The 14540-nt window shown below is 40.5% G+C and carries 10 protein-coding genes; 7 read left to right on the top strand and 3 right to left on the bottom strand.

Annotated elements, in window-relative coordinates:
• Positions 1-464: 464 nt before the first annotated feature.
• Positions 465-3911 (top strand): CDP-glycerol glycerophosphotransferase family protein, encoded by a 3447-nt coding sequence (locus DBY97_RS06110; RefSeq protein WP_234394526.1) that lies wholly within the window; start codon positions 465-467, stop codon positions 3909-3911.
• A gap of 337 nt (positions 3912-4248) precedes the next feature.
• On the opposite strand, the gene DBY97_RS06105 is transcribed toward DBY97_RS06110, so the two are convergent.
• The 3 genes from DBY97_RS06105 to DBY97_RS06095 are packed head-to-tail and all read right to left on the bottom strand — an operon-like array spanning position 4249 to position 7294.
• Positions 4249-5619, bottom strand: a complete 1371-nt coding sequence (locus DBY97_RS06105) for an XcbB/CpsF family capsular polysaccharide biosynthesis protein (protein ID WP_107857810.1) — start codon at positions 5617-5619, stop codon at positions 4249-4251.
• Position 5620: 1 nt separating this feature from the next.
• Positions 5621-7060 (bottom strand): AMP-binding protein, encoded by a 1440-nt coding sequence (locus DBY97_RS06100; RefSeq protein WP_107857809.1) that lies wholly within the window; start codon positions 7058-7060, stop codon positions 5621-5623.
• Positions 7061-7063: 3 nt separating this feature from the next.
• A complete protein-coding gene (locus DBY97_RS06095) occupies positions 7064-7294 on the bottom strand; it encodes an acyl carrier protein (RefSeq protein ID WP_003747973.1) in 231 nt (76 codons plus the stop codon).
• 221 nt (positions 7295-7515) lie between these two features.
• Between DBY97_RS06095 and galE the strand changes: the two genes are divergently transcribed.
• The 6 genes from galE to DBY97_RS06065 all read left to right on the top strand — a co-directional run bounded on the left by galE (position 7516) and on the right by DBY97_RS06065 (position 14498).
• The gene (galE, locus tag DBY97_RS06090; RefSeq protein WP_107857808.1) at positions 7516-8532 is read left to right on the top strand and encodes a UDP-glucose 4-epimerase GalE; all 1017 of its coding nucleotides are present in this window, start codon (positions 7516-7518) and stop codon (positions 8530-8532) included.
• 116 nt (positions 8533-8648) lie between these two features.
• Positions 8649-9716, top strand: coding sequence for a dTDP-glucose 4,6-dehydratase (gene rffG, locus DBY97_RS06085; protein WP_107857807.1), 1068 nt, complete (start codon positions 8649-8651; stop codon positions 9714-9716).
• A 73-nt stretch (positions 9717-9789) separates the two neighbouring features.
• A complete protein-coding gene (gene rfbA / locus DBY97_RS06080; RefSeq protein WP_049332928.1) occupies positions 9790-10656 on the top strand; it encodes a glucose-1-phosphate thymidylyltransferase RfbA in 867 nt (288 codons plus the stop codon).
• A 53-nt stretch (positions 10657-10709) separates the two neighbouring features.
• Entirely contained in the window at positions 10710-11252 is a 543-nt protein-coding gene (gene rfbC / locus DBY97_RS06075) for a dTDP-4-dehydrorhamnose 3,5-epimerase (RefSeq protein WP_199900740.1), read from the top strand.
• Between the two features lie 55 nt (positions 11253-11307).
• Complete coding sequence (locus tag DBY97_RS06070; RefSeq protein WP_107857805.1) at positions 11308-12429, top strand: stealth family protein; 1122 nt, start codon at positions 11308-11310, stop codon at positions 12427-12429.
• Between the two features lie 44 nt (positions 12430-12473).
• A complete protein-coding gene (locus tag DBY97_RS06065) occupies positions 12474-14498 on the top strand; it encodes a capsular polysaccharide biosynthesis protein (protein WP_107857804.1) in 2025 nt (674 codons plus the stop codon).
• Positions 14499-14540: the final 42 nt, after the last annotated feature.

The following is a 14540-nucleotide window of genomic DNA, read 5'->3' as shown; positions in this document are numbered from 1 at the left end:
AAAACAACGTCCGATTTTTACCACATTGCAAAAAATGAAACGACTTAAAAAAACAGCTCTAGAACCCAGCATCCTCTTTGCTGGCCGCAACCTCCTCGCAAAGCATACCTCATTACAATTGTCGATGCGCTTCCTTGATTCGCCATACCATTATTAAAACCAGCAGTTTCAAAACGGTATGTAGCTTCGTTAAAAATAGCGAAACACTCCTTCCCCACAAATTCCATACCAAATAACGCTAAGAAGCCAGCTATTCCACCTATACCACATTGTAAAATATGTTATCATTATAGTAAATTCTCTGTATAACATATTAAATTTCTGGAAGGATTTGGTTAAATACTCTACTTTTTAGACACCAACAATCTCCCAAACAAGATCTCTTGATCTAAATAACTATTAAGACATTAATACGCATATTTAAACAATATTATTCACTAATTTATAAATTTGGATAACGTACAATGAATAGAAAACTTAGAAAACTTCTTCGTGACCCAAAACTTTTTTTTGTAGATATGTACAAAAAACGTACTACACAAATAAAAAAATATATACCAATTAAACGTACCGGTAAAAACCAATATACAATTGTTTCTGCAGTATATAATGTTGAAAAATATCTAGATGACTTTTTTTCCAGTCTGACAAAACAAAGACTAAACTTCAAAAAACATATTCAAGTTATTCTAGTTGATGATGGCTCAAGTGATAAATCAGCTAAGATTATCCAAAAGTGGCAGCAGAAGTTTCCTCAAAATATCCGCTATTTCCATAAAGAAAATGGCGGGCAGTCCTCTGCACGTAATTTAGGCTTGCAATATGTTGAAACTGAATGGGTAACCTTTATAGATCCAGATGATTTTGTTTCTCCTAATTATTTTTGGGAAATAGATAAGGTCTTGCATCTAGAAAAAGAAGTTACATTAATTTCTGTCCCTATAGCTGTTTATAAAGAAAATACAGGTAGCTATTCTTATGACACAGCTCCCCTATCATACTGCTTCAAAGATAATATCAAAAAAATTAGAATTAGTGATCTAAAAAATAAAATACAATTATCCGTCTGTACCGCTCTCTTTAAAACCAAAGTAATCCAAAATAATGGATTATATTTTGATGAAAAGATTAAACCTTCTTTTGAAGATGGAAAATTTGTAGCTGATTATTTCTTAATACAAACAAATGAATATATATATTTCTTGGATACAGTATATTATTTTTATAGAACACGTGAAGATGGAAGCTCAACAACTAATACTCAATGGCAAAAGAAAGAAAAATACATAGATGTTTTTAAATATGGCTATCTTGTTATGTTTGAAAATTATATGAAAAAGTATAATAATGTACCATTAAACATCCAATTTACTTTTTTATATTTTGCCATTCAGTACATTAAATTACTTATAAAAAATGAACAAGTCATTAGTTTCTTGACTAATTATGAAAAAGAGGAATTCCTAAGATTATTCTACAAATGCTTTAACTATATAGATAAGCAGACAATTATGCAGTTTCATCTGCATGGATGTAGCTTTTTTTATAAATCAGGCATGATAAATCTTTTCAAAAATGAAGAAGTTAATTTTGAAATGGTATATGTTAATAAAATTGACTATTCGAATAACTTGATAGAAATATATTTTTATGCAAAAGATGATGTGAGTATGGAATATTACATAAATGGAAAATATTCTATTCCTGCATTTAGAAAAGAAAAAGGCTATTCTTTTCTAGATAAAACTTTTATAAATAAATATCGTATATGGCTTCCTATTGATGAATTCAGTACTACTTTAGAAATAAAATCAAAATCTACAGTTAAAATAGTATATAATAAACAAGAATATACTGGTAATTTTTTATTAAATACAACTACCAAGAACAATCCTATTTCTATTACTGAAAAACCTTGGATTTTTATTGATAAGGAAACCAAGGCTGATGATAATGCGGAACATTTATATAGGTATATAGCTAAAAAACATCCAAACCAACCAATATATTTTGTATTGAATAAAGATTCAATAGATTGTACTAGACTAAAAAAGAGTAATTTTAATCTCTTAGAATTTAACTCACCTTTATTCAAGAGAATATATAAAGAGGCATCTGTAATTTTCAGCTCACATTGCGATAAATATTTTACAGAATATTTTGGTCGTGATACATTGAAAGATAAGAAATTTGTATTTCTTCAACATGGGGTGATTATGCATGATCTATCAGAATGGCTGAATAATGTTCCTAAAATAGATATATTTTGTACGTCTACAATCCCTGAATATAATTTTATCGGAGGAGAAAAAAGTCCTTATAAATACTCATATGAAGTCAAACTAACTGGGTTAGCAAGACATGATATGTTAATGCGTAAAGCTAAAAAATATAGATCTTCAAAAAATATTGTAATTATGCCTACATGGAGAAATCATGTAGTTGGCCCACTAAAGTCGGGAAAAGTAACCCGTGAATTAAATCCCGATTTTAAAAATACAGATTATTTTAAACACTGGTATGAGTTCCTACATAGCCATGAGGTTAAAAGAATTTTAGATGAGTATGGATATACATTAACATTTATTCCTCATCCTAATATTACTGACTATCTGCCTTTGTTTAACTTACCTGACTATATAGAAAGCCCAATTAATGCGGAAGATTTTTCTATTCAGGATTATTTAGCTCGATCTTGTCTTTTAATAACTGATTACTCTTCTATTACATTTGATATGGCTTTTTTAGAACGTGGTACTTTATATTACCAATTCGATGCAGATACATTTTTTTCAGGTAATCATACCTCTAATCAAGGGTATTTTGATTATAAAAGAGATGGTTTTGGTCCTATCGCATATAGTCTCCAAGAATTATTAGATAACTTACAAAAATTTGTTATGAATCATAGAAGAATCTATGAGCCATATAAAACCCGTCTTAAGAACTTATACCCTAATCGTGATGGAAAAAATTGTAAGCGTATTTATGATGTAGTTATGTCTTTACAGGAACCAACTCCCGTAATTGATGAAGATCGTTTATCTTTATTAAAAAATATAATTAACAGATCGGAAAATATCCATGCCTGGGACTTAGCAGCAAGACGTATCCAAACTTTGCTAGATACAGGCCGTCTGAATGCGGAAGAAACAGCTAATTATCGTTATCGTTATCTGAATGCTTTATTTAAAAGCAAACAGTTTAATACATTGCAAAATCTGTTACCTGATTATCCCGATATCGCAGGTTACTGGCATGCGAAAATGGACTTATATATCGGTAATGCCATTAAAGGAGCAGAATTTTTTGCTGAAAACGAGCATATAGGAACACAAAACGATTTACTTGCAGCATTACTTGCAGCCTCGTTTTACCAAGCGGAGAGGCCGTTTGAAAAACTGTTTGCCCGCATAGGCACAGACTTACCTGACTCATATCAACCTTTGTTAGCCGTAGCACAAAAGCTATCGGAGCAGAATTATTTTATAGCATTAGCTTTACTGAAAATATACATTGATCGCTTGGATAATCATGAAAAAAGCCATCAAAAACCTGAGCTGTTGGCTTCTTACCTCTGCATGAAACTTGGCAATATACAAGGTGCTCATCAGTATTTGGTTGCTTTTGAAAAGCACACTAAAAATGATCCAAGTTGCCGTATTGCCATTGCAAGACTTGCAAAATTACGAGGTGATTCTGACAAACTATTTACCCAGCTTAATCGTGCCTTTAAGGAAAATCTACTCTTAATTCCTGAAGATTTGGTAGTCGATTATCTGAAAAAAATGCACGATACTGGCAATACTGACGGCGAAGCATATCTATTAGCCAAACTGCGACAAAAATATCCTGAAAATCCGTCTTTAGCCTTGTATGAAGCTGAAAAACTTGCCCAAAACCAAGATTAGGAGTCTGTAACCCAAATATTTGGCTGATTTCGCATGAACCTCACTGGAAACGATGTATCTTTATACAACTGCTTTATGTCTGAAAAACCATCAGGCAGCACAACGTTATTTTGACAGTCTCTCTCTACAAGACACAGCAGCATATTGGAAACTGGCAGCTGAAATAGCCGAAGCGAAAGGTGACAAGGCATTACAGGCTGAGTGTCTGAAAAAACAATTGGCTTGTTTAGAGTAGTCTCTGTTTTATCTTAAAAAAGGCCGTCTGAAAACTTTTATGTTTTCAGACGGCCTTTACTGTTAATACACTAATCAAGCTACCATATATCTACTTCATATTTTAATTCAGATTAATATCCGAATCAGTAATATGGATGTCCAACAGCAAATTATTGATAATGGTATTGGACAAGAATACTGTGTTGCCTGAAAAATCTATGTGCTTTTGAATTTTTTCAAAGTCAAACTCACATAATACAACTGTAGGCAAGGCTTCTTTCAGCTCTTTAATATCCGGATAAAACTCTGATACTTTAGCCGATGAAATGACCACTTGATTTTCAAGGTTATGATCAATTACATCTGGTAGCTTTTTGAAAGTCTCCAAAATCGGCGTACGGATAGAGTGCAGATACAATGGATCTTTGCCACCATAGTATTTATGGTTGCCCAAAAATGGGTCGATTGCAAAGGTTTTGTACCCACCAATTAAGCCGTGATATACCGCCCCTGTACCGCCTGATGATGCACCACAAATGACTACGTTTTTCTTATCTACGCCATAAATACTCATCAGGCTCTTAATGAAACGCTGGATATTGTCTTCGATATTTTCATCAAACTTTGTATTCAAACCGTGACTACCAAACGCGTCTGATACATCAGCCATACGGATGATATAAGTATTTGGCATAATGCTGTTGCTGATAAATGGAAATGGATGGCTATAATAACGGTCAACCATATTCTCATTGCTCTTATTGGTATAAGAGAACAACACTAATAGGTTTTTCTTGTTGGCACTCAATACTTTCGGTGCTTCAACAGTATAAATAACATTTTCCAACTCATGAAAAGAGTCTGGGAAATAAGCCAAAAGATCTTTATAACTGTGCTTGTTCACACGACGGAACACACTTACACCCATTTTGTATTCAACAGCTAAAAAACCTTTATTGTTTAGCTCATAAACATAATCACTTAAACCATGATTCCGAGCATAACTTAGGAAAAACTCATTACTGTCGCCTTTAATACCAATGTATTCAATTTCTGGTTTATCCAAGTACTCGGCTAAATTAATGTCTTTATCTCTTTCTACATTTAGGATGTAGCATAGTTCGCTGCCAAGATAAATGGAAGTAACCTCTAAAATCTCACTAAATTTATCCTCAATTTTTATCCAATCGGCTTCAGCAAATTTAAAAGACAATACTGTCTTTTCTTGATTAACCGATTGTGGGTAACTTCCATAAATTTCTGAAATATATTTTAGAAATTTATGGAAACCAGAAATCTTAGAAACCTTGCTCTTATTACGCTCAATAAAGTTAAAAGTTTGACCTAATGTTGAATAGCTGATGCTGACAAAATAGTCGTTCAACAGAAAATCGAACACTATACTTTGATTGTTATAAATCCAAGCGTTAACCTTTTGAGGATCAATCTTGGCTTTTCGTAAGATGTTTTGCTGAATTTGATATAAATCCATTTTATAAACCCTGCTGATATTTTTCCAACAATGCTTTTTTGTCGGTTTTGTGGTTGGTGCTGACCGGAATTTCATCAATGTGAATAAATTCAGACGGCATCATATAAGACGGTAAATTTTGTACTAATGCGTCTTTAATCGCCTGAGTATCTGCACTTTGCTTGGCTGTATAGAAACACACCAAACGCAATACTGCGCCTGTGTTGCGCTTCAAAGCCACTACTGCCACATTATCAAAGGCAAATTCCTTAAGGTTAAGGATTTTTTCTTCAATTTCTGAAAGTTCGATACGGTAGCCATTGAGCTTAATCTGCTCGTCTTTACGGCCTTGTACATAGAACAATCCATTTTTTTCAAAACCGTAGTCACCTGTTTTATAAGTACGGTTATCTGCACTGTGTACTACCAAGCGTTTAGCATTTTCAGTTTCGTTGTTCAGATAGCCACGCATCACATGGTTACCGCTAATCCAAATCTCTTCGTCAACAATCTCTAATTGGGAATTAAGCACAGCAACGCCTACAGGCAACTCTTCTTCTGCCGCCAGCATATCAGGTGTAATATCAACGTAAGGTGTTGCTACAGTAGCCTCAGTCGGACCATAGGTATTGATAACACGGACACCGAGAAATTTTTGAAAAATCATATTTACTACTGGTTTGCCAAGTTTTTCGCCACAGAACAAAAATTCTTTCAAACTCGGTAAAGTAGCCTGACTACATTTAGGGTTAAGCAGCTGCTGCATGGCAAAAGAAGGCGTGGAAACCCAAGTAGTAATTTGTTGTTTGGCCAAAAAATCAATCCAGGTGGCAGGATTAGAAATAGCATCACGACTGTTCATGACAATACAACCACCGTAAGCCAAGTTGCCGAAGATTTCGTACATTGACAAATCAAACGCAAACGGAGCCTGATTCATAAACACATTAGGTGCGGCTAAATTAAGCTGCTCTTTCATCCATTTCATCAGGTTGAATACAGCTTCACGACCGATTTGCACACCCTTAGGTGCGCCGGTTGTTCCTGAAGTAAACATGATGTAAGCCAAATCTTTTTCAGCCAGCTCTACTTCTTCATCAGTCTGCTTTTCAAAAGTTTGCGTTGCCGAACGGTACACAAAGCGTGCTTTCGACAGTTGGCAGATATTGTTCAGACGGCTTTCAGGATAAATACTATCCACCGGAATAAAAGGGATTTTGTTTAATAAGCAGGCATAAATTGCCACTGCAAAATCAATTTCTTTATGGCCGTGCAACACCAGAGGAATGTTTTTGGTAATATCTGCTATGCTTTTGTAAGCCTCGATAAATGTGGCTATTTTTACGCGCAATTCTTCCCAAGAACATTCCTGAGTATCATTAACTAACGCTTTTCCCGAAGTTTGGCTGAAACGGTATTCCAAAAAATCATCAAGATTTTGGAATTCATTTAATTGTTTCATGATTTAGCCTTTGTAATTATTTTCAACATATTGAATGATATTGGCTGAGTTTGCCAAAATATCAACCAGTTGCTCAAACGGCAAATCAACATCAAATTTTTGTTTGATGGCCATAACCAAATCCATTGCGCTTACAGAATCAATAAGTCCTGTAGACAACAATTCTTCATTTGCTGACACTTGTTTTTGTGCAACTTGTGAAATCAACGCCAAAACTTCGTTAGATACTGACATGGTAAGATCCTTTTATTAAAATTGAAATGATAACGCTTTGCACCCTGTGCATAACACTGTGATTATCCCATATTTTTTTACTTTTCAGGTAACTAAATATACAATATCCAAATAAAGCAGTCCCTCTTTGACAACATTTACATCAGGTCAGCTGAAAGCGTTTGTATTTTCAGCCAACCGGTTTCACGACTTCCAAACACAATTTTAATTAAGGGAAACCAATGACTATTCTTATCACTGGCGGTATCGGTTTTATCGGTTCTCATACCGTTGTTTCCCTGCTGAAATCAGGCTTTAATGCTGTGATTTTGGACAATTTATGCAATTCGTCTGCCAACATCCTCCCGCGCTTGGAAAAGATTACCGGCAAGTCTGTGCCTTTTTACCAAGGGGATATCCGTGATCGTGAAGTGTTGCGTCAAATCTTTGCAGAACACGATATTGATGCCGTCATTCATTTTGCCGGCTTAAAGGCAGTCGGTGAAAGCGTGGCCGAACCAATGAAATACTATGACAACAATGTGTCGGGCAGTTTGGTTTTGGCTGAAGAAATGGCGCGTGCCGGCGTATTTAAGATTGTGTTCAGCTCATCTGCTACGGTTTACGGCGATCCGGGTAAAGTACCTTATACGGAAGATATGCAACTGGGGGATACGACCAGCCCTTACGGCACGTCTAAGTCTATGGTGGAGCGCATTTTGACGGATATCCAAAAGGCCGATCCGCGTTGGAGCGTGATTTTGTTGCGCTATTTCAACCCTATCGGTGCGCATGAAAGCGGTTTGATCGGCGAGCAGCCAAACGGTATCCCAAACAATCTGCTGCCTTATATCTGCCAAGTGGCTTCAGGCAAGCTGTCGCAATTGTCGGTTTTCGGCGATGACTACCCTACCCCAGACGGTACGGGTATGCGCGACTATATCCATGTGATGGATTTGGCGGAAGGTCATGTGGCGGCGATGCAGGCGAAAAGCGATGTTTCGGGCGTACACCTGTTTAATTTGGGTTCGGGACGTGCTTACTCGGTATTGGAAATCATCCGTGCTTTTGAAGCGGCCTCCGGCTTGACCATTCCGTTCCAAATCAAACCGCGTCGTGATGGCGATTTGGCCTGTTTCTACGCTGATCCCGCCTATACCAAAGCGCAGACCGGTTGGGAAACCAAACGCAATTTGGCGCAGATGATGGAAGACTCATGGCGTTGGGTCAGCAACAACCCAAATGGCTACAACGATTAAGTTGACTTAATACAGGCCGTCTGAAAGAGATGTTTTCAGACGGCCTCTTTATCTGAAAAACACACATTCTGTCTGCTATAATCCGTTTATATTATTTTAACTATCCTCTGAAACTTATGAAAAAAATCCTTGTTACCGGCGGCGCGGGCTTTATCGGTTCTGCCGTTGTCCGTCACATTATCCAAAACACCCAAGACTCTGTCGTCAATGTCGATAAGCTGACTTATGCCGGCAATTTGGAATCTTTGACTGAGGTAGCAGGCAATCCTCGCTATGCTTTTGAGCAAGTGGATATTTGCGACCGCGCCGAACTCGACCGCGTCTTCGCACAACACCAGCCTGATGCCGTGATGCACTTGGCTGCGGAAAGCCATGTCGACCGCTCTATCGATTCGGCAGGCGAATTTATCCAAACCAATATCGTCGGCACATTCAATCTGCTTGAAGCAGCCCGCGCCTACTGGCAACAAATGCCGTCTGAAAAACGCGAAGCCTTCCGCTTCCACCATATTTCTACCGATGAAGTCTATGGCGATTTGCACGGCACAGACGATTTGTTTACCGAGACCACGCCATACGCGCCGTCCAGCCCCTACTCTGCTTCTAAAGCGTCCAGCGACCACCTCGTCCGCGCATGGTTGCGTACATACGGTTTGCCGACCATCGTAACCAACTGCTCCAACAACTACGGCCCGTACCACTTCCCGGAAAAACTCATTCCTTTGATGATTCTGAACGCGCTTGACGGCAAACCGTTGCCTGTGTACGGTGACGGGATGCAAATCCGCGACTGGCTGTTTGTCGAAGATCATGCACGCGCGCTATATCAGGTTGTTACCGAAGGTATTGTCGGCGAAACCTACAATATCGGCGGCCACAATGAAAAAGCCAATATTGAAGTCGTCAAAACCATCTGCGCCCTGCTGGAAGAGCTTGTTCCTGAAAAACCGGCCGGTGTGGCACGTTATGAAGATTTGATTACTTTCGTACAAGACCGCCCCGGCCATGACGTACGCTACGCCATCGATGCTGCCAAAATCGGCAGGGAGCTGGGCTGGAAACCTCAGGAAACATTCGAATCCGGCATCCGCAAAACAGTGCAATGGTATTTGGACAACAAAACCTGGTGGCAAAACGTATTGAACGGCAGCTACCGTTTAGAGCGTTTAGGCACCGGAAAATAAGTTTTCAGACGGCCTGTTCCCATATTAGGCCGTCTGAAAATCACGCAAACACACACTACTCAGGAGAAAACCCATGAAAGGCATTATCCTCGCCGGCGGCAGCGGCACTCGCCTCTACCCCATCACGCGCGGCGTATCCAAACAGCTGCTGCCCGTATACGACAAGCCCATGATTTACTATCCCCTGTCCGTATTGATGCTGGCAGGAATCCGCGATATTTTGGTGATTACGACGCCCGAAGACAACGCCTCTTTCAAACGCCTGCTTGGCGACGGCAGCGATTTCGGCATTTCCATCAGTTATGCAGTGCAACCCAGCCCGGACGGCTTGGCACAGGCATTTATCATCGGCGAAGAATTTATCGGCAACGACAATGTTTGCTTGGTTTTGGGCGACAATATTTTCTACGGCCAATCGTTTACGCAAACATTGAAACAGGCCGCCGCCAAGACCCACGGCGCAACCGTATTCGGTTATCAGGTCAAAGATCCCGAGCGTTTCGGCGTGGTTGAATTTGACGAAAACTTCAACGCCCTGTCTATCGAAGAGAAACCGCAACAGCCCAAATCCGATTGGGCTGTAACCGGCTTGTACTTCTACGACCAACGCGTCGTCGAATTCGCCAAACAAATCAAACCGTCCGCCCGCGGCGAATTGGAAATCTCCGACCTCAACCAAATGTATTTGGAAGACGGTTCATTGTCGGTACAACTTTTGGGACGCGGTTTCGCATGGTTGGACACCGGCACCCATGAGAGCCTGCACGAAGCCGCTTCATTCGTCCAAACCGTGCAAAACATCCAAGACCTGCAAATCGCCTGCCTGGAAGAAATCGCTTGGCGCAACGGTTGGCTTTCCGATGAAAAACTGGAAGAGCTGGCGCGCCCGATGGCAAAAAACCAATACGGCCAATATTTGCTGCGCCTGTTGAAAAAATAATGTTTGAGGCCGTCTGAAACTTTTCAGACGGCCTTTAGATGAAAGATAAAAAGATGAACATCATTGATACTGCCATTCCTGACGTAAAACTGCTTGAGCCGCAAGTCTTTGGCGACTCGCGCGGCTTTTTTATGGAAACTTTCCGCGACGAGTGGTTCAAGACCCAAGTCTGCGACCGCACCTTTGTGCAGGAAAACCACTCCAAATCCAGCAAAGGCGTATTGCGCGGCCTGCACTATCAAACTGAAAACACACAAGGCAAACTCGTACGCGTGGTTGTCGGCGAAGTATTTGATGTGGCCGTCGATATGCGTAAAGACTCCCCTACTTTCGGCAAATGGGTAGGCGAGATCTTGTCCGCAGAAAACAAACGCCAACTGTGGGTACCCGAAGGTTTCGCTCACGGCTTCTATGTACTGAGCGATGAAGCCGAGTTCGTCTATAAATGCACAGACTATTACAACCCCAAAGCCGAACACTCGCTGATTTGGAATGATCCGACCGTCGGTATCGACTGGCCGTTGCAAGGTGAGCCGAACCTGTCGCCTAAAGACTTGGCAGGCAAAGTATTGACCGAAGCAGTCACGTTTGAATGACTTCAAAACATAACAGAATCAACTGTTTCTATTTTGTAGTATTAGAAAGTTTCAAATGAATTTAAATAAAATTAGAAAATTTTTTAGAGAACCCCATATTTTCTTTAGGGATTTTCTAAATAAACGCTTTCCTCCTTATAATGTAGAACAGCCTATTCCTGAAACTGAAGAATTCACCCTGATCAATGCTGATGCCAATCTTGCATCACTCACAGAAAACGTTTTGCCAAACTTCCCCATCGATGTTGTTTTTACTTGGGTCGACAATACCGATAAAGCATGGCAAGAGCAGTATTACCGTACCCTGCAGCCCATTGATCAGGAAGATATCGGCCTGTATGCGACCGACCCTGCCCGCTTTTCCAACCATAATGAACTTTTTTATTCAGTACAGGCCGTACAGAAGTTTATGCCGTGGGTCCGCAATATTTTTATTGTAACGGCGGATCAAAAACCTAAATGGTTAGATGAAAACACCCATTCTAAAATTAAATTAATCAATCATTCGCAAATTATTGACGCCAAATACTTACCAACGTTCAATTCCCACGTCATTGAAGCAAACTTATATAAAATTCCAGATTTAAGTGAACATTTTATTTATTTTAATGATGATGTTTTTGTTGCAAGACCACTGATGCCTAACCACTTTTTTGAAAATAATGGCTTGGCTTCCCTATTTGTTGCCAATAAAAGTCTGCAAAAAATGTATCAACGAGGATTAATTACGCCAACGTTAACTGCATCAGAACATGCTCTTATACTCTTAAAAAAATATTATCCAAAAATTAATATTGATACACCTTTAGTACATACCTATATTCCACTAAGAAAGACATCCTTTGAAAAGGCATGGTTATTATTTGAAGATGAAATAAATTCTTTCCTAAATAACAAGGTTCGCCATAATTCTGAACTTAATATGGCCAGTTTCTTAGTACCCTGGTTGATGTACCTTGACGGATACGCTACACCAAAACGTGAAATTTGCTACTATTTCAACATACGCAGTTCACATGCCCAGACTCAATATAAAAAATTATTATTTAAAAAAGAACATCTTCACATGCCCCATTCCTTCTGTATTAATGATCCAAACAGTAATAATGCGGATAAAAACTATGCCCTACATTTCCGTAATTTTATGGACACTTACTTTGAAATAGAGGCAGAATAAATTCTTACATTAATGATATTTGATAGATAACATAATAATTTAAAATGATTTTTTCAACATTCGGCCTATTTAAACAACGTCTCTTGCTAACCAAATTTTTAGACAAAATTTCAACGGATAAGACCGCAGTATTTTGGGGCAAGAAACATCCCAAACGCAGAAAATTAGCACATATCTTAAGATTGCCCCTGCTCAATCTTGAGGACGGCTTTTTACGCTCGCTCGGACTGGGCGTCGTCGGTTATCCGCCCTACTCCATCGTCTATGACGACATCGGTATCTACTACGACACCACGCGTCCTTCACGTTTGGAACAACTGATTCTCGCCGCCGATACCATGCCGTCTGAAACCTTGGCTCAAGCGCGGCAGGCGATGGATTTCATCCTGCAACACCACCTGTCCAAATACAACCACGCGCCCGAACTTTCAGACGATCATCCTTTACGCTCCCCATCCAAACCCGAAACCATCCTCATCATTGACCAAACCTTCGGCGATATGGCTATCCAATATGGCAGTGCAGATGCCTCTACGTTTGAACTGATGTTTCAGACGGCCTTGAATGAAAACCCGCAAGCCGATATCTGGGTCAAAACCCATCCCGATGTTTTGTGCGGCAAAAAACAAGGCTATCTGACCCAACTGGCGCAGCAATATCGCGTCCATCTTTTGGCAGAAGACATCAATCCGATTTCTTTGTTGCAAAACGTCGATAAGGTTTATTGCGTTACCTCGCAAATGGGTTTTGAGGCGCTTTTGTGCGGCAAACCACTGACCACCTTCGGCCTGCCGTGGTACGCCGGATGGGGCGTGAGTGACGACCGCCATCCTAAAATCGACAGCCTTGTTCAAACCCAACGCCGCGCCCCCCGCAACTTACTGCAACTCTTCGCCGCAGCCTATCTGCAATACAGCCGCTACCTCAACCCCAATACCGGCGAAGCAGGCAGCCTCTTTGATGTTATCGACTATCTGGCGACAGTCAAACGCAAAAACGACAAATTACGTGGTGAGTTATATTGCGTCGGCATGTCTTTGTGGAAACGCGCGGTTGCCAAACCGTTCTTTAATGTACCCTCATGCCGTCTGAAATTTATCTCTTCCACCCAAAAACTGGCCGGAGTCAAACTGTCCGATGATGCACGCATCCTTGCCTGGGGTAACGGCGAAGAGGCCATCGTCCGTTTTGCCGAACAACATAATATCCCCCTGCTGCGCATGGAAGACGGCTTTATCCGCTCGGTCGGGCTTGGTTCTAATTTAGTGCCGCCGCTGTCGCTCGTTACCGACGATATGGGCATTTATTTCAATGCTGAAATCCCGTCCCGTCTTGAACACATCCTACAAAACCAAAACTTCGACGATCAAGACTTTCAGACGGCCTTGAAGCTGCAAAAAATGCTGACCGAAAACCACATCAGCAAATACAACGTCGGCAGCTCAGACTTCACCGCCCCGTCAACCGACAAAACCGTAATCCTCATTCCCGGCCAGGTTGAAGATGACGCGTCTATCCGCTACGGTTCGCCCCAAATCTATCGCAATCTGGATCTGCTCCGTACCGTACGCGAACGCAATCCCGATGCCTATATTATCTACAAACCGCATCCCGATGTAGTCAGCGGTAACCGTATCGGCCATATTTCCCCTGAAGATACGGCACGATATGCCGACCAAACCGCCGAACAAGCCGACATCCTGACTTGTCTCCAATACGCAGACGAAGTTCACACCATGACTTCGCTGACCGGTTTTGAAGCCTTGTTGCGCGGCAAAAAAGTCAGCTGCTACGGCCTGCCTTTCTATGCAGGTTGGGGGCTTACCCAAGATCTGCTCCCCATTCCGCGCCGCAGCCGCAGGCTTGAGCTTTGGCAGCTGATTGCAGGCACGCTCATCCACTACCCCGACTATATCCACCCCGAAACCCATCAGGCCATCAATGCGGAAACTGCAGCCCAAATCCTGATACGACAAAAAAATATGCAAAAAAACAACAACGGATTACATCGCGGGTACTTTGCTAAAAAATTAGGTAAAATCAAACAACTATATCGATCTTTCAAATAAATACCATCTAAATTAATGATACGTCATAAACTTGATTCTATT

It is taken from the genome of Neisseria subflava (assembly GCF_003044645.1).
GTDB lineage: Bacteria > Pseudomonadota > Gammaproteobacteria > Burkholderiales > Neisseriaceae > Neisseria > Neisseria subflava_B.
Note: the sequence above shows the minus strand (reverse complement) of the source record. Positions and strands in the feature narration are given on the sequence as shown.